Source organism: Spiractinospora alimapuensis (assembly GCF_018437505.1).
GTDB lineage: Bacteria > Actinomycetota > Actinomycetes > Streptosporangiales > Streptosporangiaceae > Spiractinospora > Spiractinospora alimapuensis.
In genome coordinates this window covers 305,284-328,422 of the sequence record NZ_CP072467.1, presented here as the reverse complement: position 1 = coordinate 328,422, position 23,139 = coordinate 305,284, and the positions used below count along the sequence as shown (strand labels likewise).

Genomic DNA, 23,139 nt, shown 5'->3' with positions numbered 1-23,139 from the left:
GCTCTCCCCTACTCGTCGTAGGCGTCGGCGGCCGCGGCCTCCAACTCCGCGGCGGTCGCCTCGGGATCGCTGGGGTCGGACAGGAAGTCCTGCAGGATGGCCCACATTCCGCTGCCCTCGGTACCACCGAAGGCGCTGGGTTGCATGTCGGAGAGGTCGAAACGGATGTCCTCACCCGCGTCGGCGATGCTCTGTCCCAGCTCCTGGGTGAACTCGTCGGGGTAACTGTCCACGGGGACCTCCAGGTTCGGCGACAGGTAGCCGCCCAGACCCGCCCACTCGGTCGCGGCCTCGGCGGTGCCGAGGAAGGCGAGCAGTTCCTGGGTCTCGTCCCGGTCGGTCATGCCGACCGCGAAGTCACCAGCGGAGACCACCGGTGGAGCCTGGCCGACGGAGGGGAACGGGTAGGCGAGGGCGTCGGTGCCCACCTCGCGACCGGCCTCCTCTGCGGACGCGGCGACGAAGTCGGCCTCGAAGACCATGGCGGCTCCCTCCGAGCCGTAGACCTCCTCGACACAGGCCGGGAACTCCGTCCCGGAGGCGTCGTTCATCAGGTCGTCCTGGGACCACAGTTCCGCGAGGACCTCCAGGGCCTCCACCACCGAGTCGTCCTCCCAGGAGATCTCCCGGTCGCTGAGCTGGTCGTAGGAGTCCGGTCCGGCGGAGGAGAGGTAGACGTTCTCGAACCAGTCGGTGAGGGTCCAGCCCGTGGCGCCACACATCGCCCAGGGGGTCTGCCCGGCGTCGCGCAGCGTCTCGGAGGTGGTCAGGAGCTCGTCCCACGTGCTCGCGGGGCCGACACCGGCCGCGTCGTAGGCGTCGGGGCGGTACCAGACGAGGGACTTGTGGGCCACCTTGTAGATCAGCCCGTAGGTCTCGCCGTCGAAGGTGACGACGTCCTTCCAGTATTCGGGGAAGTTCGCGTCCAACGCGGCCATCGCCTCGTCGCCGAGCGGAACGAGGGCGTCCTGCCCGGCGAACTCCTCGATGAGGCCGGGCTGGGGCAGCATCACGACGTCCGGCGGGTTTCCGCCCTCGATGCGGGGTCCGAGGAAGGCACCGTAGTCGTCACCGGTCGCCTCGTAGGAGACCGTATGACCGGTCTGGTCCTCGAAGATCGCCATGACCTGCTCGAAGTTCTCCTGTTCCGCGCCGGTCCAGGGTGAGGCGACGACCAACTCCGTACCGTCGCCCTCGTTACCGCCTCCCCCACAGGCGGCCGCGGCCAGCAGTCCGATCCCAGCGGTGACGGCACCGATGGTCCTCAGCGGGCGTGTGGTCATCACGCGTCCCCTCTCATTTGGGTGGGCGTCCGGTCGGCGCTGTCGAACGCCTCGCCCGTGGCCAGGTCGAAGAAGTAGAGGCGTTCGGGATCGAAGCGCACCCGAACCGAGGCGCCCTCCTGTACCGGCGAACGGGGGCTGAACCGCGCGATCATCGGAGTGGTCGCCGTCTCCTCCCCCTCGGTGAGCTCCTGTCCCACGTCGCGGGCGAGCTCCTTGGTGTCCTCGGTGACGACGTCGGCGGCGTCCAGCACGAAGTGGACGAGCAGTTCCGCTCCGAGAGCCTCGACCAGCTCGGCGGTCGAGCCGAGGGTTGGTCCCGGCTCGGCGTCGGCGACGCTGGCGTCCTCCATGTCCTCGGGGCGGATGCCGACGGCGACGGCGGTGCCCACCGCGGCGCGCAGACCGGGTGTGCGGGCGAGCACGCTGTCGGGTAGAGGGATGCGCTGGGACCCCAGGCGCAGGTGGTGGGCCGCGTCACCGTCGCCCGACTCGATGGTGCCCTGGACGAGGTTCATGGCGGGCGAGCCGATGAAGCCGGCCACGAAGAGGTTGACGGGGTGCTCGTAGAGCTCCTGGGGCGCGGCCACCTGTTGCAGGACGCCCTTCTTGATCACCGCGACCCGATCACCGAGCGTCATCGCCTCGACCTGGTCGTGGGTCACGTAGAGCGTCGTGACGCCGAGTTCGCGTTGCAGCCGCGAAATCTCGGCCCGCATCTGGACCCGCAGTTTCGCGTCCAGATTGGACAGCGGCTCGTCCATGAGGAACGCCTGGGGATTTCGCACGATCGCGCGGCCCATGGCGACGCGCTGGCGTTGACCACCGGAGAGATTGCGGGGTTTTCGGTCGAGATGCTCAAACAGTCCCAGAGTATGGGCGACGGCCTCGACCCGTTGATTGATCTCCGCTTTTCGGACTTTTCGCAGTTGCAGACCGAAACCAATGTTGTCCCGAACACTGAGGTGCGGATACAGCGCGTAGCTTTGGAAAACCATGGCGACGTCCCGGTCACGCGCGGCGACGTTGTTGACGTGGCGCCCGCCGATGCGCAGTTCTCCGCTGCTGATGGCCTCGAGACCCGCGACCATGCGCAACGCCGTCGACTTCCCGCACCCCGAGGGGCCGACGAGGACGAGGAACTCGCCGTCGGCGATGTCGAGATCGAGGTCCCGCACCGCGTGCGTGCCGTCCGGATACGTCTTACTGACGGAGGTCAGGCTCACCTCAGCCACGAATATCCCACCCGCTCTGCCCTCGGTTCCGCATTATTGGGCCTGTTCGCCGCGAGCGAGCCAGTCAGGGGTGACTAATCATGACTCATGCGACGAATCCACCAAAGTCGCCCAATCAACGAACGACCTCCGACTCGCACTAACGGAAACTGTGGTATCACGGAATAGTGGGATACTAAAGACCCAGAAAGCCGCCGTTATCAATCCGTTTCGCGGTTATATAATCGGTAATTGACGGTCGGGTGCCCGAGTCGCCACCGTCGATCCGCCGCCCGCGGGGGTCGAGTCAGCGGGGGCCGACGTCGATGCGTCGGCCGCGGGGGTCGAAGAAGTGAACCTGGGGCAGGTCGACCGCGAGGGCGAGCCAGTCGCCGACCTTCAGCCCCGGGTGGGGAGCCAGCCGGACCGCGAGGTTGGCGTCGACCCGCTGGTGCCGACCCGACTCCGACGGTTCGGCGGTCGACTCCTGGGGAGTTCGGGTCAGCGTCCCACCCAGCCGACGGAGCCGTTCCCACGGACCGACGGTCCCCTGAACGTGGCCCTCGGCGTCGCCGACCGTGGTCGGTGACATCTCGGCGTCGGGGACGTGCACGGGCGCGGCGTCCGTGGCCATGTAGGCCACCGACTCGTGCCCGAGGTGCTCCACGTGCTCGGTACGGCAGCGCAGGGTCTCGGCGGTCTGCTCCGCGACCGGTCGGATGGCCTCGGGGCGGATCCCCACCGTGACGCTCTCGCTGTGGAAGTGGGCCAGACGCCGGGTCCGGAAGTCGGTCCCCGGAACCAGGAGCGACTGGCTGCCGAGGTGGAGGCGTACCTGGTGGTCGGGAAGCGCCTCCACCCGCGCGCTGAGCAGCGGCATGCGGGGGGTGCCGAGGAAGGTCGCCACGTAGGTGTTCGCCGGCGCGCGATACACGCGTTCGGCGCTGCCGAGGTCCGCGATCGTCCCGGCGCGCAGCACGGCGATCCGGTCCGCGAAACTCAGCGCCTCCACCTGGTCGTGGGTGACGTAGAGGGTGGTGATCCCGAGCTGGCGGATCGCGGCCGACATCTCCTGGCGGAGTTCCTGCCGCAGCACCGAGTCCAGGTTGGAGAGGGGTTCGTCGAGCAGGAACAGGCTGGGGTCGCGGGCGAGGGCTCGCCCCATGGCGACACGCTGGCGTTGCCCGCCGGAGAGTTGGCCGGGGCGTCGGGCCAGGAGCTGGTCCAGGCCGAGCCCCTCGGCGATGGACTCCACGCGCTGCCCGGCCCGCTGGCGCGGCACCCGCCGCACGACCAGGGGGAAGGAGATGTTCTCCCGCACGCTCATGTGCGGGTACAGCGCGAAGTCCTGGAAAATCATCGCCACCCCGCGGTCACGGGGCGGTCGGTCGTTGGCCCGCTCACCGGAGAGGAGGATGTCGCCGTCCGTCGGGTCCTCCAGCCCCGCGACCAGACGCAGCAGGGTGGACTTGCCGCACCCCGACGGCCCGAGCAGCACCATCGACTCGCCGGCCTCGATGTCGAGGTCGACCCCGTCGACCGCCCGGGTCCCGTCCTCGAAGACCTTCGTGACCCCGCGCAGGGAGACGCTGTCCACCAACTACCTCCACGGTGTGGGCTCACGCGCCGCGACGCGTCATGGACGCCTCCGTACGCCCCCGCGTGCGGCCGACGGGGCCGGCGAACACGGGGCGGGACTGATGGGGACCAGCGGGGTCCATGTGATGGTGGCCACCATGATGGCGGGACGAGGAAACGCCGTCAATAGCGGAGATTCCGCTCCCGGCCGGGCGACGCGGCACGGATCAACCCCCCACGGCGCGCTCCGCCCCTCGACGCTGGCCCGCCACCCAGACTCCCCCGCGTTCGAACCCCGGCCACACGGGGAAGAACACCGTCCCAAACCATCCCCTCTTCCGGGCCGTCCAGCGGGACGACGACGAACGCGTCTCCGTCACCCGGTGATGGCGCCCCGGCCGGAAGCCGTTTCGCCGATCGCCGGTCTCGAGGACCGCCCGCATCGGACACGGGTCTTTCGTTGGCCGGGTCTCGTTGACCAGCACCGGCCAAGACACCGCGTGCCGTGAGCTTCCTCGAGAGGAGAAACTTCCTGGCCTTCCGGTCCCCCATCAACCCGCGCGGTTCTCCACCCCCACCGATCTGTGCGCGGGGCTCCTCCCGAGCACGGCACCGCGTCGAGGGGCGACGACGATCGGGAGCCCGCACGCGCGGGACTCACACGAGGTGAAGGTGTTGGCCCACATCACCCCGGCCCGTCCCCGCCCCTGCTCGGGGCTCGCTGGCCCTCCCAATCCGCCCCAGCGAAGGTTCATCCCGCAGGGCGGGGCTCAGGGCCTATAGGCCTCCTCAACCTCGGCCATCCGCAGTCCATTCCGGCGACCGGGGCTCGCGCGAACGCGGGCATGGCTGGCCGGTCCGTCCAGCCTCACGCTCGCACGCGAGGACCTCGGGCACCTCGTACGGTCCATCCGCGCGGGCGCGAGGCTTACATCCTGCGGCTGCGGCTGCGGCCCCGGCTCCGGCGTCGCGCCGGCGTTAGTGAGGTCCGTCCACGCGGACGCGGGGCTCACGCCACCGGGCAGGTGTCCTGCGCGGCCCCTGTACGGTCCATCCCCGCAGGCGCGAGGCTTACCGAAGGGGGTCGCAGCGCCGTTGCGTCCGTGCCGGTCCATCCCCGCCGAGGCGTCGCGAATCCACGGAATGATCCATCCCCGCGAGCGCGGGGCTTACAGATGCGACTGGCGATACTCCACCGCCGCCGGGGGTCCATCCCCGCGGGCGCGGGGCTTACGGCAGTTCGTATCCGGCGGCGTGGAGGCGATACGGTCCATCCCCGCGCGTGCGGGGCTCACCGTTGATGGGCCAGGTCGGCTACCTCGCGGGCCGGTCCATCCCCGCGCGTGCGGGGCTCACGCCATCCGGCGGATCATCTCCGCATCGTTGCGACGGTCCATCCCCGCGCGTGCGGGGCTCACAGTATTCGTTCAACCTGGCCGACGAGGAGTGGCGGTCCATCCCCGCGCGTGCGGGGCTCACGCGGAGGAAAACCTCCTCCGAGAGCGTGGTGACCGGTCCATCCCCGCGCGTGCGGGGCTCACAGGACGCGACCTGGTGTTCTTTGGGGGTGTTACCGTTTCGCGATGGTCAGGGACTGATGTGGCTGCTTCACGCGGCGTGAGCCACGGGGAAGCGGTCGGCTTGTGTCCACTTTTGTCTGGCTGGGTCATGGCGTGACCTCGGACTGAGGACGGGGCGAGTCCGCGATTCCTGTGGGGTCTGGACCCCCGGCATTGGGGATCCCCCGTCAGGTCACCGCTGTGTAGGCCACGACGCTGCGGTTCGCGGCGTTCATCGCGGCGCGGGCGGTGCGGCGGAGGCCGCCTTCGGGCGGCGCGGCGTCCGCGATCTGTCCCAAGAGGTCCACGAGTTGCTTGGTGGCGCGGACGAAGTCCCCCGCGGGCATGCCCGACTCGCGGAGGAGCCGCTCGAGCGGGGTTCCGCTGACCCACCGGTGGGTGGTCCAGGCGAAACCGACGTCGGGTTCCCGCAGGAACGACACCTTGTGCTCCTGCTCGGTCTCGTGCAACTCCCCCCACAGGCGGATCATCTCGCGCAGTGTGTCCTCCGCTCCGCGGGGAACGCGGGGGGACAGGTCGTCGCCACGTCGCGGTTCGTAGACCAGCGCGGAGACACACGCCGCGAGGTCCGCCGGGTCCAGCTCGTCCCAGAGCCCGCGGCGGAGGCACTCGGCGACGAGGAGGTCCAACTCGGAGTAGATCGTGGCCAGCAGGCGCCCGTCGGAGGTGACGGTGTCGTCGTGCAGGTAGCCCAACTGCTCCAGTACCGCGCACACCCGGTCGAAGGTGCGGGCGATGACGTGGGTGCGTCCCTGCACCGTTCGGCGCAGGCCCTCGGTCTCCTTGGCGAGGCGGAAGTACCGTTCCGCCCAGCGGGCGTGGTCCTCACGGTCCGCGCATCCGTGACAGGGATGCTGGCGCAGCTCGCCCCGCAGTTGGTCGATCTCCGGGTCGGGACTGGAGTCGCGCGTGCGGGCACGGCGGGGCTCTGGACTGTCGGCCACGCGCTCGCGCAGACGCGAGGCGAGGTCTCGGCGGCCCTGCGCGGAACGCGCGGAGAAGCCCCTGGGGATGCGCAGGCGGGTGAACGGCTCCACCGGCGCGGAGAAATCGCTGAGGTTGAGCCGGCGCGCCTGCCGGTTGGTGCTGAGGACCAGCGGCGCGGGAGAGTCGCCGAGGCCCGGGTCGAGGACGACGGCCACACCGGAACGACGCCCCGACGGCACCTCGATGACGTCCCCGGCCCGCAGGCGTTCCAGGGACCGTCGGGTCTCGGCGCGGCGGGCGCCCTTGCGGTTGCGGGATGCCTGCGACTCCAGGTCGGAGAGCCGACGGCGCACACGCGCGTACTCCATGAAGTCGCCGAGGTGGCACGCCGCCGACGCCGCGTAACCCTCCAGCGCTTCCTCCTGCTTGCGAAGTCGACGGGTGAGTCCGACGACCGCGCGGTCGGCCTGGAACTGGGCGAAGGAGGACTCCAGCATGCGCCGGCTACGGGCGCGACCCACCTGGCCGACCAGGTTCGCCGCCATGTTGTAGGACGGTTGGAAGCTGGAGTTGAGCGGATAGGTGCGGGTGCTGGCGAGACCGGCCACGCGTTCGGGGTCGGTGCCCGGCTGCCACAGCACGACCGCGTGACCCTCCACGTCGATGCCGCGACGCCCAGCCCGTCCGGTGAGCTGTGTGTACTCCCCGGGCGTGAGATCCGCGTGCTCCTCGCCGTTCCACTTGTCGAGCTTCTCGATGAGGACCGTGCGGGCGGGCATGTTGATACCCAGCGCCAGGGTCTCGGTCGCGAACACGGCACGGATCAGGCCGACGGAGAAGAGTTCCTCCACGACCTCCTTGAAGGGGGGCAACATCCCCGCGTGGTGGGCGGAGATCCCACGCTCCAGTCCGGCGAGCCACTCGTTGTAGCCCACCACGGCGCGGTCGGCCTGGGGAATGTCGACGCACCGTTCCTCGACGAGATCACGGATGCGTTGGGCCTCCTCGGCGTCGGTGAGGGTGAGGTTGGCACCGACGCACTCGCGGACCGCGGCGTCGCAGCCGGCCCGGGAGAAGATGAAGACGATCGCGGGCAGCAGCCCGTCGTCGTCGAGGATCTGGATGGCCTCGGCCCGCCCGGCCGGCGTGTAGGTGGAGCGGGGACGGACGCGTCCGCGCGCCCGGGGGTGACGCCGTCGCTGGGCGAGCTGCGTCAGCCGGTCGTCGTCTCGCGCCAGCCGCGTCAACCGCGGGTTGACCCGCATCCGTTCGCCGTCGGACTCCACCACGGTCGCGGGCTCGTCCCGCGACCGGGCGCGTTTGCGCCGTCGACCGCCAGTGTCCTCGGTGTCCTCATCATCGGGTTCGAGGCTGGTGAAGAGGTCGTGGAGCCGGTTGCCGACCATCATGTGCTGCCACAGCGGGACGGGGCGCTTCTCGTCGACGATGACCGTGGTGTCGCCACGGACCTGTTGTAGCCACTCCCCGAACTCCTCCGCGTTGCTCACGGTGGCCGAGAGCGCCACGACGTGCACCGACTCGGGAAGGTGAATGATCACTTCCTCCCAGACGGCGCCGCGGAACCGGTCGGCGAGGTAGTGCACCTCGTCCAGCACGACGTAGGACAGCCCACGGAGCGTCGCCGAGCCCGCGTAGAGCATGTTGCGCAGGACCTCGGTCGTCATGACGACGATGGGCGCCTCACCGTTGACGCTGTTGTCGCCGGTCAGCAACCCGACCTGATCCTCGCCGTAGCGACGGACGAGGTCGTTGTACTTCTGGTTCGACAACGCCTTGATGGGGGTGGTGTAGAAGCACTTGGTGCCGCTCCAACGCCAGGTGGACGGCGAACTCCCCCACGACGGTCTTTCCGGAACCGGTGGGGGCCGCCACGAGGACCCCGTGGCCGCGTTCCAGTGCCTGGCACCCCCTGACCTGGAACGGGTCGAACTCGAACCCGTAGAGTTCGTTGAACTCCCGGATGGTGTGGCTGGTGGCGGCCTGTCGCCGCTTGAACTCGGCGTAACGAGCTGCGTGGCTGGTCATCGGCTTCCGACGGCGTGGTGGACGAGTGGTGCGGCGCGGGGGCGGTGCCCCCGCGAGTGGATCAGGGGCGTTCCCCGCGCTGGATGGCCGCCTCTTCCTCCGTGAGGTACTCCTCTGGAATGTCGAACTCGCCGTCCTTCGCCCCGAGGACGAACGCCTCCCATTCGGCCGGGGTGAAGAACAGGATTCCCTTCTCGGGGTTCTTCCCGTCGCGTACCGCCCGGAATCCGTCGTCGAACTTCGCGACCTCGACGATGGCGTCGGAGTCCTCCGACGACAACGAGGAGCGCTTCCAGACCGCGTCGGTGGTGTCGTGCCACTTCTCGTTTCCCTGCGCCTCCGGTGGGAGGTCGCGGATTCCCTCACTCACGTCGTTCGACCTTTCTGACCCGAATGTGGTGGCTCTGTGTCGGGTTTCGCACCAGTGGGGCCCATGCGCGGCTCCATCCGATCCCGTCGGCACCGACCCTAGCGCGGCGGACCGTTGGGCGGGACCGAGTCCGACACCGCGGCGACGTCCCCATCCTCGTCCAGGGGGGAGATCTCGTCGTCGTCGAGCTCCGAGAGCGGGTCGGCGACCCGACGCCGCCGGTCGTTGAGGAACGCGATGAGTTCGGCGACCTCGAACAGCAGCACCATGCTCCCGCCGAGCACCAGCATGGACACCGGCTCCGCGGGGGTCACCACCGCGGCGAGCACGAACGCGACGAAGACGACGACGCGCCGCCACTTCGCGATCGTCGCGTGGCGCAGCACGCCCATCAGGTTGAGGGCCACGACCAGCAGGGGCAGCACGAACGAGAGCCCGAACGCGAGGATCATCGTGAGCATGTAGTTGAGGTAGTTGCTGATCGTGATCAGCGCCTCGGCGCCCTCGGGCGCGAAGGAGAACATGACCTCCAGGGCGAGGGAGGAGATGTAGTAGGCGAGCGCCGCGCCGACCGCGAATAGGAGGACGGCCGGCAGCATGAAGTACACCGTGTACAGCTTCTCCCGGCCGCGCAGGGCCGGGGTCACGAACGCCCAGAGCTGGTAGATCCACACCGGGGCCGAGACCAGGATCCCGACCATCACGGCGACCTTCAGTTGGAGGAAGAACGCGTCGAAGACACCGGTGAAGATGAGCTGGCATCCCTCGGAGTCCATCTGGGCGGACTGGGGCAGCGCGCAGTAGGGGCGCTGCAGGAACTCCCACACCGGCTCGAACACCAGGAACCCGACGGCAACCCCCACGGCCATGCCGAGAAGGGCCTTGAACACCCGGTTGCGCAGCTCCCGCAGATGCTCCATCAGCGGCATACGCCCCTCGGGGTCGCGCGGGCGTCGTTCTCGCCGCACCGCCATGTCGCCTAACTCTCCCTGTGTCCGAACCGGTGGGTGGTGGAACGGGCTCCGCCCGTGCGCGGACTAGCGGCCCTGCTGGTGCCAGCCCGTCTCCTCGTTCTCCTCCACCACGTGGTAGCGGGCGGGAAGCTCTGGATAGTCGGGCTCCTCACGCGCGTGGTCGGCGGGGCGGCCCTGGGCGGACGCCGAGCCTGGTGGTGTGGCGCGCGTCCCGGTCTCCGGCGTCGTCTCGTCGTCGAGACCCTTGGTCTCCGACTTCAGGATGCGCATGCTGCGCCCCAGGGACCGTGCCAGGTCGGGGAGCTTCTTCGCACCGAACAGCAGGATTGCGATTAACGCCAGGATGAGAAGCGATCGCGCATCTAGGCCCATCGTTCCGCCCTTTCTCACGTCAGGCTGCGACTCCGATATTACGTCGCGCCGCAGGGACACAGGTTGGGCCCGACGGCCCGGAGCGGCACGTCCTCGCCCCGTTCCTTGCAGTCTACGCAGCCAGGGGAAACAGGGACACCGGCGATCGCGTGTCGATGTGTCGGGTGGGTCGGTTCCTAGTCGTGCGCGGCGGTCGCGGTCTCCTCGCGCTCCCCCGCGCTCCGGGCCGCGACCCGCGTGTACTCCCGCAGCGCGCCGCGGGCCTCGGCGCGCAGCGACTCCGCGAAGTCCGCCGGCGCGCGCACCCGGACACGGTCGCCCAACCCCAGCAACACCCGCCGCGCCCAGTCCGGGTCCGGTGTGCGCAGGGTCGCGCGGACCCACCCCTCGGGAAGTTCGGTGACGTTCTCGCAGACGTACTCCTCGGTGACCCAACGCGCGTCGGGCGCGAGGTCCACGAGGATCAGGGTGTCGCTGGCGCTGCGCCGCAGCGCCCCGTGCGCGAGCTCGCGCGGCCCACAGCGGGCGGGGGGACGCGCGGCGACGTCCAACTCCGCGATCTCGAGGATCCGGTCCAGCCGGAACATCCGCATGTCCTCGGCCGTGTGGCACCAGCCCTCCAGATAGGGGCGCCCCTCGACCAGGACCAGGCGCACCGGGTCGACGTCGCGTTCGCTGACGTCGTCTCGGTAGTAGGAGTGGTAGCGCAGGTGGATCCGGCGTCCGTTGTGCAGCGCGGCCTCCGCGACGCGTTGGCGCCGACGCGTGACGTCGTCGATGTCCACCCGGACGTCGACCCGGTCGGCCAGTCGCCGCACGGAGTCGCCGGCGGCCTCCCGCAGTTTCTCCGCGGTACGTGCCAGGGCCTCGGAGTCGGCCGCCCCGGGGAGTTCGCCGAGCAGTCTGATCCCCACGAGGACGGTGACCGCCTCGTCGGAGGTGAGCCGCAGCGGTGCGGCGAGCGTGTCGGCGTTGCCAATGATGATCTCGCCCGTGCTGCGCGCGGCGTCCATGTCGACCTCGATCAGGTCGCCGGGAAGGTAGCCCGGAAGACCGCAGGTCCACAGCAGGCTGAGGTCGGCGAGGACACGTTTCTGGGACAGGCCGAACAGGTCGGCGACCTCCTCGACGGAGATCCCGCCAGTGCCCAACGCGACGGGCACCAGGGACAGCAGGCGCCGCAACTGTTCGTTGCTGCCGGCTCCGACGTCCCCGCGTGAGGTCGTGACGGTGCGTCCGGATGTCTGTTCCGGGACGATCCCCGGTTCTGGCGTGCCCTCGGCCTCCGCCGTGGCGCGCAGACGGTGGACCACCCCGTCACGAACGCAGGTCGGGCTGGTCACCACGGCGTTCGTAGCGAACCCCGCCAGAAGGTCGACCAGGTCCTCGGGGTCGGTGAAGGGCAGGTGGATCTCGTCCCAGCCCGCGGCCGCGGGAATCACGGTCTCGGCGGCCCGACGCAGTTCGTAGGCGGTGTCCTTACGGACGTAGACCGTGGCCACCCGAACGCTCGCGCGGTCGTGCTCGAGACGGACCAGGGACGCCACGTCGGCGTGCGTGGGAACGTCCACGGCGCCGCCCTTACGGTCCACTTCGACGTCGCCCACCATGCGGCTCAGCCGGAAGACGCGGGGTGCCTGACGGTCCCTGTCGTGTCCGGCCACATACCAGTGGCCGAAGCGGTTGACGACGCCCCAGGGCTCCAGGCGACGGCGCGCGACGGCGCGTTCCAGGGGCCGGTAGCCGAACGTGATCGCGCGCCGGTCGCGCAACGCCTCCCAGACGGCCGGGAACGCGGACTCGCCGGTGGCGACCACCGGCACGACCGAATGCCCCACCGCGCTGTTCGTGGGGATCCCGGCCGCCCGCAGCTTCAGGACGGCCTCCGCCGCGGCGTCGCCGAGGACCGCGAACCGCCACGCCCGCGCGGCGAGTCCGAGCACGGCGGCCTCGTCCGGCAGGAGCCGCAGCGGCTCCAGTTCGTACTCCGAGCGCTCGATCCGGTAACCGGTCTCGTCGCCCCAGACATCGACCTCGCCCACCGCGAGGGGGATGCCGCTGCGGCGCAGTTCGTCCTTGTCCCGTTCGAACATCCGCTTGAACGCGGCGTCGGTGCTGGCGCGCTCGTAGCCCTGCACGGTGGCGCGGATCTCGCGCGCGGACAGGTACCGGCGGGCGGACAGCAGGCAGATCACCAGATTGAGCTGCCTGCGTGTCTTCTCCTCAGCCATCAGTGACCTCCTCCGCCACGCTGGTCTTCCAAATCCCGCGACCCGTGTCGACCCGGCGTTACCGTCGACCCATGATCGACTGGCGTGCCGGCATCGTGGTGGGTCCGGGCCGGACATGGCACGGCGCGATCGAGCTCGAGGTGCTGCTCGAGTCGGACGGGGGGTCTCCCGAGACGGACGGTTCGCGGTGCGCCGCCCTTGCCTATCCCCGACTCGTGGGACGTCCCCGACCGGGCGATCGGGTCCTGCTCAACACTAACGCGGTGCGGCGGGGCCTGGGCACCGGTGGCTACGCGCTCGTGGTGGCGCTTCCCGGGGGGCCGCCACGTGACCTCGAGGGCCCCGGGCACCTCGTGAAGGCGCGGTACACCCCGTTGCAGGCCTGTGTCCTGGGTGTGGAGGAGCCCGACTCGCCGCACTACGCGACGTTGTGCGACGCGGACGACCTCGAGGGAACGCCGGTCGTGGTCGCGGATCTGCACTCGGCGCTGCCCGCGATCGTCGCCGGGGCGCGGGAGGGCCGGGACGGACCATGGGTGGTGTACGTGATGCTCGACGGAGGGGCCCTGCCCGTCTGGTTCTCGCGGATCGTCGCTACCCTGCGTGCGGAGGGCCTGCTCGCGGCGACGGTGACGACGGGACAGGCGTTCGGTGGGGAACTCGAGGCCACGACCGTCCACATGGGGTTGTTGGCGGCCCGGCACGTCCTTCACGCCGACGTCATCGTGGCGATCCAGGGGCCGGGCAACCTCGGCACCTCGACCCGATGGGGGTTCTCCGGTGTCGCCGCGGGAGAGGTGGTCAACGCGGCGGCCTGCCTGGGGGGCCGTCCCGTCGCCACCCTACGGATCAGCTCCGCGGATCCCCGCGCACGGCACCAGGCGGTGTCCCACCACAGCCTGACCGCCTACGGTCGGGTGGCGCTCGCCCAAGCCGACGTCGTCGTCCCTGACCTGTCCGGCACGCCGGGCGTGGCGGCGGAGTTCGCGCGCCAGGTCCGCGCCCAGGCGGAGGTGTTGGCGCCGCGCCACCGGTTGGTGGAGGTGTCGACGTCCGGCCTGGATACGGCGTTGGCGTCCCTGCCGGTCGAGCTGAGCACGATGGGGCGGGACCTCGACACCGAACGGGCGTACTTCCTCGCGGCGGCCGCCGCCGGGCGGCACGCCGCGAGTCTGGTCGGGGCCTCGTAGACCGACCGGGAGGGTCACTCCTCTTCGGAGTCCTCCGGGGCTTCCTCCATGCCTTCGAGGTCCTCGAGGTTGAGGTCCTCCATGCCCTCCATGCCTTCCATGCCGGGCTCGGGCTCGGGGGTGGGCTGGGGGTCCACGGCGTCGAGGATGTCCACGACGAAGACGAGCGGCCCCGAGGGGGCCTCCGGGTCGTCGACCTCGTCCTCGTCTCCGTAGGCCATGTCGGGGGGAATCACGAGCAGCACGCGGCTGCCGACCCGCTGGCCGACCAGACCCTCGTCCCATCCCTCGATCACGGCGCCGACCCCGATCTGGAACTGCGCGATGGGGGCGCCGTCGCGGCCCTCGGGGTCCCAGGTGGAGTCGAAGACCTCACCGTTGTTCCACATGACGCCGGTGTACTGCAGGACCAGTTGCTGTTCGGCCTCCACCTCGGGACCGTCGCCCTCGGCGAGCACCTCGACCTCGAGGTCCTCGGGTGCGTCGGCGTCGGGGATCGAGATCTCGGGCCCGGCGTCGTCGGTCTCGGTGACCGTGGGCAGGTCACCGCCGGCGTCGTTGGTCTGCTCGGCGTCAACCGTGGAGCCCGAGGGGTAGTGGCCCTCGATGTCGAAGACGACGACGGAGGCGGGCATGGGGCCGCCCTGCGCCATCATCGGGTCCTGCTCCGGTGGGGGGAAGGCGCACACCACGCGGCTGCCGACGGTGGCGTCGCCCAGACAGTCGTTTGTCTCCTGGTCCTCGGGGATGAGCTCGAGCACCATGGGCGTCTCGGACTCGTAGGTGGAGGTTTCCTCCATGTGCTCCCCAGGCCCGGTCCAGGCCCAGCTCGCGACGTTGGTGACGATGACGTCGCCGGCCTCGATGCCGTCGCCTTCCTCACCTTCGATGGCCGTGAGGGACAGGGTCTCCTCCGGCGGGGGGTCCTCGGAGTCCCACTCCAGTTCCGGCTGTTCGCCGAAGTCCCCCGACACCGCGGGGAGTTGTTCGGCCGCGGCGTCACGCATCCACCACGGCTTGAAGATGTGCGAGTCGACTCCACAGCCGGACACCGCGAGCAGGGCCACGGCACAGGAGACCGCGGGCAGGACAGCCGTCGGTCGACGCATAAGCCACCATTCCAGAACTGGACCAGAGACGACCGACACACTACCGGAGGCCGAGAGCTGTCAAACCGTCACATACCGGCGATGAGTTTCTCCACCCGCTCGTCGACCGCCTTGAACGGATCCTTGCACAGTACCGTGCGCTGAGCCTGGTCGTTGAGCTTGAGGTGCACCCAGTCCACGGTGAAGTCCCGACGGCGCTCCTGTGCCCGACGGATGAACTCCCCGCGCAGTCGCGCCCGGGTGGTCTGGGGCGGGACCGACTTGGCCTCGAAGATGCGCACGTCACTGGCGGCCCGCTCCATGAGCCCCCGGTTCTGCAGCAGGTAGAACAGTCCCCGGTCGCGGTGGATGTCGTGGTAGGCCAGGTCGAGCTGGGCGACCCGCGGGGAGGACAGCGCGAGGGCGTGCTTGGCCCGATAGCGTTCGATCAGTTGGTACTTGGCGACCCAGTCGATCTCCCGGGAGACCGAGTCCAGTTCTCCGGTCTCCACCGCGTCCAACGTCCGCTGCCAGAGGTCCACGGCGCGGCGCCCGACCGCGTCCGTGCCGTGCCGATCGACATGGGACATGACCTTGTCCAGGTACTCGCGCTGGATCTCCAACGCGCTGGCCTCTCGACCGTTGGCGAGACGAACCTTGCGGCGCCCCGTCATGTCGTGGCTGATCTCCCGGATCGCGCGGATCGGGTTCTCCAGCGTGAGGTCGCGCATCACCGTGCCCGACTCCACCATACGCAGCACGAGATCGGTGGAGGCCAGCTTGAGCAGGGTCGTGGCCTCGCTCATGTTGGAGTCGCCCACGATGACGTGCAGCCGCCGGAACCGTTCGGCGTCGGCGTGTGGTTCGTCGCGGGTGTTGATGATCGGCCGCGAACGAGTGGTGGCCGAGGACACCCCCTCCCAGATGTGCTCGGCCCGCTGGCTCACACAGAACAGTGCGCCCCGGGGTGTCTGCAGCACCTTGCCGGCACCAGTGATGATCTGCCGGCTCACCAGGAAGGGGATGAGAACATCGGCGAGGCGGCCGAACTCGCCGTGCCGCCCCACCAGATAGTTCTCGTGACATCCGTAGGAGTTGCCCGCGGAGTCGGTGTTGTTCTTGAAGAGGTAGATCTCGCCGGCGATGCCCTCCTCGTGCAGGCGCTGCTCGGCGTCGACCAGCAACCCCTCGAGGATCCGTTCACCGGCCTTGTCGTGCGCGACGAGGTCGGTGATGCTGTCGCACTCCGGTGTGGCGTACTCGGGGTGACTGCCCACGTCCAGATAGAGACGAGCACCGTTGCGCAGGAACACGTTACTGCTGCGTCCCCACGAGACCACTCGGCGGAACAGGTAGCGCGCCACCTCGTCCGGTGACAGGCGTCGCTGCCCCCGAAACGTACACGTGACGCCGTACTCGTTCTCTAGGCCAAATATGCGACGCTCCACGACGTCACACTATGCCTACGCGGGGTCTCACGCTACTCTCCGCCCTTTGTCGTGTCCGAATCCGGGTTTTCGGGCGCGGCGTTTTCGGTGTCGTCCCCGCTGGCGGACTCGCCGGAGGTGTCACCGTTCGCACCCGCCGCGCCGCGGCTCTCCTCGATGAGTCGCTCCAGTCGGGCACCGTGCACCCGCCGGAAGGTGCGGTGCTCACGCGCGCGGTCCAGGATCGCGACCTCCAGGCTGGAGGCCTCCAGCTCGCGGCGCTCCCCCTCGTCCCGCGCCAGCGCCTGCATCGCCGCCCCGAGCGCGGTGGCCAGCGAGGAGCCGGGGTTGTACCGCTCCTTGAGGACCCGGCTGACCTCCTCGACCTGGCCGCCGATGGCGACGTAGTCGCCCTCGTCGTACACCGATCCGTCGAAGCTGATCCGGTAGAGCTGGTCGTCCTCGGCGGTCTCGCCGAGTTCGGCGACGACGATCTCCACCTCGTAGGGCTTCAGGCTCTCGCTGAACACCATGCCCAGCGTCTGGGCGTAGGCGTTGGCCAGGGCGCGTCCGGTCACGTCGCGGCGGTCGTAGGCGTAGCCACGGCCGTCGGCGAACTGGACGCCCGCCTGGCGCAGGTTCTCGAACTCGTTGTACCGCCCCACCGCGGCGAAGGCGATCCGGTCGTAGATCTCGCTGATCTTGTGCAACGTGCGGGACATGTTGTCCGCGACGAGCAGGATCCCGCCGTCGTAGCGCAGCACGGCGGCGCTGCGGCCGCGCGCGATGCCCTTGCGCGCGTAGTCCGCCTTGTCCTTCATCTGCTGCTCGGGCGAGACGTAGAACGGCATCGTCACCGTGGACATTCCTTTCGGGAAGGCACAGTCTTACGGGAGGTGGTTGGGTCGGGGTCAGTACGTGGCACGGGGCTACCCGAGATCCAGCGTCGGTCCGTCGGGCTCCTGGGAACGCTCGGCCACGACCTGACGCGCGACCGCCGCGACGTCCTCCTCGGACAGACGCTGGTGCCCCTCCTCCGTGATGATCTCGATCAGCGGGAAGATCCGGCGGCCGAGGTCGGGTCCACCGGTCGCGGTGTCCTCGTCGGCGGCGTCGTACAGTGCCTGGACCGCCGCCAGGACGGTCTCCTGCTGGGGCATGCTCGGGCGGTACATCTTCTTCAGCGCGCCGCTGGCGAAGAGGGACCCCGATCCGACGCAGTAGTAGCGATCCTCCTCGTTGCGGTCGCCACCGATGTCGAAACTGTAGATCCGGCCGATCCCCCGGTTCTCGTCGAACCCCACCAGCAACGGGACGACGGGGAACCCCTGCATCGCCATGCCGAGGTTGCCGCGGATCATGGCCGAGAGCTGGTTGGCCTTGCCCTCCAGCGACAGCGCGTGCCCCTCCATCTTCTCGTAGTGCTCGAGCTGCACCCGGTACAGCTTGGCCAGCTCCGCGCCGAAGGCCGCCGACCCGGCGAAGGCGATGGCGGAGAACTCGTCAGTGCGGTAGAGCTTGTCGACCTTGCGACTCGCGATGACGTTGCCGGCGGTGGCCCGTCGGTCCCCGGCCAGCAGCACGCCGTCGGCGTACACCATCGCGAGCACGGTCGTGGCCCGTGGCGTCACGTCGGTCGGATCGACACCTCCGGGAACCTGCCCCTGGAACGGCAGCGTGTCCGGATGGTGGGATCGCAGGTAGTCCACGATCGACGACGTCGCACGGTTGAACGGTCTGGGCAGGGGACCCAGGTCCTCGAAGGAGGCGGACACGCGACTCCCTTCCTTGACGGCCGGCCGACCCCCCGTCTGGGCGAGCGGGCCGTGCGGAGAACGGTCAGTTCCGACCTTACTCCGGCGCCGACGTTCGCGCGCGTACGTCCGGACCTGTCAGCCGTCGGCGTAGTGTTCCCAACCCCCGCGTGCCGTGCCCGAAGCGTGGGATCGGAGCCCGCCGGGTCCGTCCTCGATACGGGCGCGGGCCATGAGGTACCGCAGAGCCACGGCTTTCGCGAGTCCGAAGTCCGATTCGCCCCCGTCACACAGCGGTGCGGTGACCACGTCCGCGCCGCTATCGGCGAGTCGCCGATGGAAGAGCCCGGGGCCAGCAACCAGGACGCCACACAGACGCGCCCGCCATGGTGGGCGCGTACGCGCCGGACGGCCTCCGCGACGGTCGGGGTCGCACTGGCGACGTACCCCACCTCGACAGGGGTCCGAAGCCGACGGCCGAGAACCTCGGCGGCCCGCAGCGCGGCGACCCGTGCCTCGGGACGTGAGGATCCGGCGGCCGCGAGAACCACCGGCTCGCCCGGACGATGGCCGGCTTCCCGCAGGCGCAGTCGCAGCGCGTCTGCGACCGACGGGTCGTGGTCCAAGGCCGGTGTGACGGTCGCGTCGTCGCGTCCCGCCGCGCGAAGCTGCCGCGGGACATCGATTCGGACGTGGAATCCGGACGCGAGGAACGCCGGAACGACGATCAGGGGGGTGTCCGTCGCCGCGGCGACGCTCCCGACGTCCGGTTCGCCGACGTCGGCGAACCCGATCCGCGTCGCGGCACCCACGAACCGTCCCGCGCGGCGTGCCAGAGCCGCCATCGCCGTGCGTCCCGCGGGGTCCCGCGTTCCGTGCGCGGCGACGAGCAGAGTGGGGGCGACCACTCGCGAGGCGCGGAGAGAGGGGCTCGAAGTCATGATCGTGACCGCGCGTCCGGCGGTTCGACCGCGAGTCGGTAGCCGCGCTTGACCACGGTCTCGACGATGCCTGGGTCCCCCAGGGCGACGCGGAGGCGGGCGACGGCGGTCTCGACGGCGTGGGGGGCGCTTTCGCCGTCGAGCGCGTCGAGGAGTTCGACGCGGTCACACACCTGCCCGGGACGGTCGGCGAGCGCGCCCAGCAGGCGAACCAGCCGGGGCGTGAGCCGGTGGACCGTGTCGTCGACGCGGACGGCACGGGCCTGGATCGTGAGTTCGTGGCCGGCGGCCTTGACCGTTGGAGTGCGCCGTGGCAGCTCGTCGGCGAGATGGCGGACCATGGCGCCGATGCGTCCCCGCTCCGGCCAGCTCGTCGGGATGCTCTGGGCTTGGAGGGGGCCGGCGGTGACCGGGCCGACGCAACAGGCGTACGGGCGGCCGGTTCGCAGGCGCCGGACCAAAGACTCCGCCACACCGATCTCGTTGGCGCGGTTCAGGAGTCCGGCGGCCGCCGGGGCGCTGGTGAAGGTGACGGCGTCCACGGCGCCTCGTGCACGTCCTCGATCAGCCGGTCCAGGGCGGCGAGGTCCGCTGGGGCTGTCCATCGGTACACGGGAACCGGGACGACCTGCGCCCCCGCGTGGCGGAGCGCGCGACAGAAGTGCGGGAGCGGTTCACCGTGCAACTGAACGGCGATACGTGCCCCCGCGACACCGCGGTCGAGCAGATATCCGAGGAGTTCGTCGGAGGATTCCGATGGCGGGGACCACTCTTCGCGGAGTCCGGCGGCTCGGACGGCGCCCTTCGCCTTCGGTCCCCGGGCGAGGACGCGGGCCGTCGCGAGGCCACGGATCAGCGCTTGGGCCAATCCCAACGTTTCACAGGCTTCCAACCAGCCACGGAATCCGACGCCGGTCGTCGCCACGACGATGTCGGGCGGATGGCCGAGGAGACTGTGGGAGGCCTCGGCGAGCGCCTGGTCGTCGCTGAGGGGAACGATGCGCAACGCGGGCGCGCGGCACACCTCCGCACCGGTACGTCGCAGCATGGCGACGAGTTCCTCCGCGCGACGTTGCGCCGTGACGGCGACGGTGAACCCGGCGAGGCGCCCGTTCGCCGGGTCTGGATGGCGTGTCGCGGTGGACGCGACGGGCCCCACGGTCATGGTTCACCTCCGAGGTCTCGCTGCTTGCCCGCGAGCGACGCCGCGGGGTCGTGGGCGACCGACGCGGTCGCGGTCACGGATGGATCGCGGGGCGCGGCGTCGCGTCGACGATCACCTGATCGCCGTGTTCCCGCACGGAGTAGCGGCTGAGTGTCCGTGCGGGGTCGTCGAGACTGATACCTGTTCGCAGGGAGAAGCGGTGCTTGTGCATGGGTGAGACCACGATCGGCTCGCCCGCGGTGTCGCCCACGATGCCGCGGGAGATGACGGCCGCTCCCGTGAAGGGATCGATGTTGCTGAGCCCGTACAGCCAGCCACCGGCTCGAAAGACGGCGACCTGGGCGCCGGTGGACAAGAGGACCGCGGCGCTGCGGTCGGCGCGCAGGAGTTTGGACGCGAACACGGCTCCCGCGCGGGCGAGGGGAGGCCCGGTGATGTGGTCGAGGGTGGGTGGTCCACTGAGCGTGGTCACGCGGTTCCTCCGATGGTGGTGGGCGTTCCCAGGTCCACGGGACTCGAGGGGACGGGTTGGTCGCGGATGGTCTCGAAGGTGATGGTCGGGTCGACGGTGTCCGGTGCGTTGGCGAAGGACACGAAACGCGCGCGTTTCTCCGGATCCTCGAGCACGTCGCGCCATTCGTCGCTGTAGTTCGCGACGTGTGCCTCCATGTCGCGTTCCAGGTCGTCGGCGATTCCGAGCGCGTCGTCGACGACCACGGCGTGGAGCCGCTCGAGGCCTCCGTCCATGTCCTCGATCCAGCGGGCCGTACGTTGCAGACGGTCGGCGGTGCGGATGTAGTACATGAGGTAGCGGTCGATATAGCGCCGCAGGGTGGCGGAGTCGAGGTCGCTGGCCAGGAGTTGGGCGTGCGCGGGAGTGAATCCACCGTTGCCGCCGACGTAGAGGTTCCAACCGTTTTCGGTGGCGATCACCCCGATGTCCTTGCTCCGAGCCTCGGCACATTCGCGGGCGCACCCCGAGACCGCCGCCTTGATCTTGTGAGGGGCGCGCAGGCCGCGATACCGCAGCTCCAACTCGATCGCCATACTCACCGAGTCCTGAACGCCATAGCGACACCACGTGGTGCCCACGCACGATTTCACGGTGCGCACGGCTTTCCCGTAGGCGTGCCCCGATTCCATCCCCGCCTCCACCAGTCGAGCCCACACCGCCGGAAGCTGGTCGACCCGCGCGCCGAGCAGATCGATCCGTTGCGCTCCGGTGATCTTCGTGTACAGCCCGAAGTCACGTGCGATCTCCCCGATCACGATCAACCGTTCCGGAGTGATTTCTCCTCCTGGGATCCGGGGAACCACCGAATAGCTGCCGTTGCGTTGGAGATTGGCCAGGAAGTGGTCGTTGGTGTCCTGGATGGTGGCGTCCTCTCCGTCCAGGACGTGCCGGCGCGCGGTGGTGGCGAGGATCGACGCTACGGTCGGCTTGCAGACGTCGCACCCGCGCCCGGTGCCGAACCGGTCGAGGAGCTCGGAGAACGTGGCGATGCCGGTGGTTCGCACGACGTCCATGAGATCGGCGCGCGACTGGGTGAAGTGTTCACAGAGGGCGCTGGACTGCTCGACTCCGGCGTGGCGCAGCAACGCGGTCAGGGCCGGGACACACGAGCCGCAGGTGGTGGCCGCTCGGGTTTGGGACTTCAGCGCCGGGACGTCGGTGGCCCCGGCGTCGATCGCGGCGCACAGCGTCGTCTTGGTGACGCCGTTGCAGGAACAGATCTGGGTGTCTCCGGCGAGCTCGCCCGGTCCGATCGCGCCGGTGCCCGGGGCGAGCAGGTCGAGTGGGGCCCCGGGCAGTTCCGCGCCCACCAGCGGTCGCAACGTCGCGTAGGCGGAGGCGTCACCGACGCGGGTGCCACCCAACAGTGTGCGGGCGTCGTCACTGAGCAGGAGTTTGGCGTAGCGACGGGTGACGGAGTCGTTGATCACGACGTCCAGCGTCCCCGACGCGTCGTCCGGACGTGTGTCGCCGAAGCTGGCGACGTCGACCCCCAACAGCTTGAGTTTGGTTGACGTGTCGCCGCCGGTGAAGCGGGACGTGCCGCCGAGAAGCCGCTCGGCGACCGTGTCGGCCATGGCGTTGGTCGGCGCCACGAGTCCGTACACGGTGCCGTGATGGCTCGCGCACTCGCCGATCGCGTAGATCGCCGGATCGTTGGTTCGGCAGGCGTCGTCCACGGCGACACCGCCCCGTTCGCCTCGCTCGATCCCCGCGGTGGCCGCCAGTTCGTCACGAGGTCGGATCCCGGCGGCGACGACCAACAGGTCGGTCGGTAGGACGGTGTCGCCGAAGCTGACCGCGGTGGGGTGGCCCCGTCGGTCGGACTCCACGTGGCTGATCGCGGCGTCCACGTGGGTCGTGACTCCGAGCTCGCCCACCGAGCGCGCGATGAGAGCTCCCGCGGGCGTGTCCACCTGGGCCGGCATGAGATGGGGAGCGCGCTCGATCACGTGCGTGTCCAGGCCGAGCAGCCGCAGGGCGTTCGCCGCTTCGAGGCCGAGGAGGCCACCGCCGACCACCACTCCCCTGCGGGCGTCCTTCGCCGCGGCCATGATGGCGTCCAGGTCGTCCAGGGTGCGATACACGTGGTACCGCGCGCGGTCCACTCCGGTGATGGGGGGGCACGAACGGTACTGACCCGGTGGCGAGCACCAGGACGTCGTAGGGGACGGTGAGCCCCGACGCCGTGTGTACGGCTCGTTCCGCTCGGTCGATGTCGGTCACCGCCGCGCCGAGACGGATGTCGGGTTCCCCCGGCGGGGGTGGCAGCCTCAGTTCCTGTTCCGTGGCTCCCTCGACGTATCGGGAGAGGCCCACGCGGTCGTACGCGGGCCGTGTCTCCTCTCCGAGCACGGTGATGTGCCAGGACTCCTCGGCTCCGGCTCGGGTCAGAGTGCTCACGAGACGGTGAGCGGCCATTCCGTTGCCGACGACGACGAGCCTTCGCATGCGTCCCTCCGTTCGACGTGTCTCGGTTCGGCGT

Annotated in this window: 16 protein-coding genes and 2 pseudogenes; 1 reads left to right on the top strand and 17 read right to left on the bottom strand. The window is 69.8% G+C overall.

Translation table 11 applies throughout. The annotated features are described in order from the left end of the window. Positions 1-8: 8 nt before the first annotated feature. The 8 genes and pseudogenes from J4H86_RS01370 to J4H86_RS01335 all read right to left on the bottom strand — a co-directional run bounded on the left by J4H86_RS01370 (position 9) and on the right by J4H86_RS01335 (position 12,575). Positions 9-1,283: an ABC transporter substrate-binding protein gene (locus J4H86_RS01370; RefSeq protein ID WP_236541366.1), complete on the bottom strand. Its 1,275-nt coding sequence runs from the start codon at positions 1,281-1,283 to the stop codon at positions 9-11. Beyond that, positions 1,283-2,518, bottom strand: coding sequence for an ABC transporter ATP-binding protein (locus J4H86_RS01365; RefSeq protein WP_236541365.1), 1,236 nt, complete (start codon positions 2,516-2,518; stop codon positions 1,283-1,285). The genes J4H86_RS01370 and J4H86_RS01365 overlap by 1 nt, the downstream gene beginning before the upstream one ends. A gap of 286 nt (positions 2,519-2,804) precedes the next feature. Continuing rightward, positions 2,805-4,094: an ABC transporter ATP-binding protein gene (locus J4H86_RS01360; RefSeq protein ID WP_236541364.1), complete on the bottom strand. Its 1,290-nt coding sequence runs from the start codon at positions 4,092-4,094 to the stop codon at positions 2,805-2,807. A gap of 1,728 nt (positions 4,095-5,822) precedes the next feature. Further along, positions 5,823-8,628: pseudogene (locus tag J4H86_RS01355) on the bottom strand (DEAD/DEAH box helicase). Between the two features lie 61 nt (positions 8,629-8,689). Then, entirely contained in the window at positions 8,690-8,998 is a 309-nt protein-coding gene (locus J4H86_RS01350) for a DUF397 domain-containing protein (RefSeq protein WP_236541363.1), read from the bottom strand. A gap of 98 nt (positions 8,999-9,096) precedes the next feature. Next, positions 9,097-9,927, bottom strand: a complete 831-nt coding sequence (gene tatC, locus J4H86_RS01345) for a twin-arginine translocase subunit TatC (RefSeq protein WP_236543862.1) — start codon at positions 9,925-9,927, stop codon at positions 9,097-9,099. 108 nt (positions 9,928-10,035) lie between these two features. Next, entirely contained in the window at positions 10,036-10,344 is a 309-nt protein-coding gene (tatA, locus tag J4H86_RS01340) for a Sec-independent protein translocase subunit TatA (protein WP_236541362.1), read from the bottom strand. A 176-nt stretch (positions 10,345-10,520) separates the two neighbouring features. Further along, positions 10,521-12,575, bottom strand: a complete 2,055-nt coding sequence (locus tag J4H86_RS01335; RefSeq protein ID WP_236541361.1) for a helix-turn-helix transcriptional regulator — start codon at positions 12,573-12,575, stop codon at positions 10,521-10,523. Between the two features lie 71 nt (positions 12,576-12,646). On the opposite strand from J4H86_RS01335, the gene J4H86_RS01330 reads away from it, so the two are divergent. Then, positions 12,647-13,765 (top strand): DUF3866 family protein, encoded by a 1,119-nt coding sequence (locus tag J4H86_RS01330; RefSeq protein ID WP_236541360.1) that lies wholly within the window; start codon positions 12,647-12,649, stop codon positions 13,763-13,765. A gap of 14 nt (positions 13,766-13,779) precedes the next feature. Here the strand turns inward: J4H86_RS01330 and J4H86_RS01325 are convergent, their stop codons facing one another. The 9 genes and pseudogenes from J4H86_RS01325 to nirB form a co-directional block, all read right to left on the bottom strand. Further along, positions 13,780-14,874 (bottom strand): FKBP-type peptidyl-prolyl cis-trans isomerase, encoded by a 1,095-nt coding sequence (locus tag J4H86_RS01325; RefSeq protein WP_236541359.1) that lies wholly within the window; start codon positions 14,872-14,874, stop codon positions 13,780-13,782. Positions 14,875-14,942: 68 nt separating this feature from the next. Then, entirely contained in the window at positions 14,943-16,301 is a 1,359-nt protein-coding gene (pafA, locus tag J4H86_RS01320; RefSeq protein WP_236541358.1) for a Pup--protein ligase, read from the bottom strand. A gap of 32 nt (positions 16,302-16,333) precedes the next feature. Beyond that, on the bottom strand, positions 16,334-17,131 hold the full coding sequence (prcA, locus tag J4H86_RS01315) for a proteasome subunit alpha (RefSeq protein WP_236543861.1): 798 nt from the start codon (positions 17,129-17,131) through the stop codon (positions 16,334-16,336). A gap of 78 nt (positions 17,132-17,209) precedes the next feature. Continuing rightward, entirely contained in the window at positions 17,210-18,025 is an 816-nt protein-coding gene (prcB, locus tag J4H86_RS01310) for a proteasome subunit beta (protein ID WP_236543860.1), read from the bottom strand. Beyond that, positions 17,908-18,879 carry a sirohydrochlorin chelatase gene (locus J4H86_RS01305; protein ID WP_236543859.1) on the bottom strand — a complete coding sequence of 324 codons (972 nt, stop codon included), beginning with the start codon at positions 18,877-18,879 and terminating at the stop codon, positions 17,908-17,910. The genes prcB and J4H86_RS01305 overlap by 118 nt, the downstream gene beginning before the upstream one ends. Before the next feature lie 92 nt (positions 18,880-18,971). Then, the gene (locus J4H86_RS27550; protein WP_394356435.1) at positions 18,972-19,517 is read right to left on the bottom strand and encodes a winged helix-turn-helix domain-containing protein; all 546 of its coding nucleotides are present in this window, start codon (positions 19,515-19,517) and stop codon (positions 18,972-18,974) included. Continuing rightward, positions 19,469-20,140, bottom strand: coding sequence for a uroporphyrinogen-III synthase (locus J4H86_RS27545; RefSeq protein ID WP_394356434.1), 672 nt, complete (start codon positions 20,138-20,140; stop codon positions 19,469-19,471). The genes J4H86_RS27550 and J4H86_RS27545 overlap by 49 nt, the downstream gene beginning before the upstream one ends. Before the next feature lie 73 nt (positions 20,141-20,213). Continuing rightward, on the bottom strand, positions 20,214-20,543 hold the full coding sequence (nirD, locus tag J4H86_RS01295) for a nitrite reductase small subunit NirD (protein ID WP_394356494.1): 330 nt from the start codon (positions 20,541-20,543) through the stop codon (positions 20,214-20,216). A gap of 65 nt (positions 20,544-20,608) precedes the next feature. Further along, positions 20,609-23,105, bottom strand: a pseudogene (nirB, locus tag J4H86_RS01290) (nitrite reductase large subunit NirB). Positions 23,106-23,139: the final 34 nt, after the last annotated feature.

What these genes read in the sequence shown, in the direction of transcription:
- J4H86_RS01305 (WP_236543859.1), bottom strand. Translation starts at nt 18,879, where the DNA reads ATGGCGGCTCTGGCACGCCGCGCGGGACGGTTCGTGGGTGCCGCGACG.
- J4H86_RS01370 (WP_236541366.1), bottom strand. Translation starts at nt 1,283, where the DNA reads ATGACCACACGCCCGCTGAGGACCATCGGTGCCGTCACCGCTGGGATC.
- prcA (WP_236543861.1), bottom strand. Translation starts at nt 17,131, where the DNA reads ATGCCGTTCTACGTCTCGCCCGAGCAGCAGATGAAGGACAAGGCGGAC.
- J4H86_RS27545 (WP_394356434.1), bottom strand. Translation starts at nt 20,140, where the DNA reads ATGACCGTGGGGCCCGTCGCGTCCACCGCGACACGCCATCCAGACCCG.
- J4H86_RS01335 (WP_236541361.1), bottom strand. Translation starts at nt 12,575, where the DNA reads ATGGCTGAGGAGAAGACACGCAGGCAGCTCAATCTGGTGATCTGCCTG.
- tatA (WP_236541362.1), bottom strand. Translation starts at nt 10,344, where the DNA reads ATGGGCCTAGATGCGCGATCGCTTCTCATCCTGGCGTTAATCGCAATC.
- J4H86_RS01330 (WP_236541360.1), top strand. Translation starts at nt 12,647, where the DNA reads ATGATCGACTGGCGTGCCGGCATCGTGGTGGGTCCGGGCCGGACATGG.
- J4H86_RS01325 (WP_236541359.1), bottom strand. Translation starts at nt 14,874, where the DNA reads ATGCGTCGACCGACGGCTGTCCTGCCCGCGGTCTCCTGTGCCGTGGCC.
- tatC (WP_236543862.1), bottom strand. Translation starts at nt 9,927, where the DNA reads ATGCCGCTGATGGAGCATCTGCGGGAGCTGCGCAACCGGGTGTTCAAG.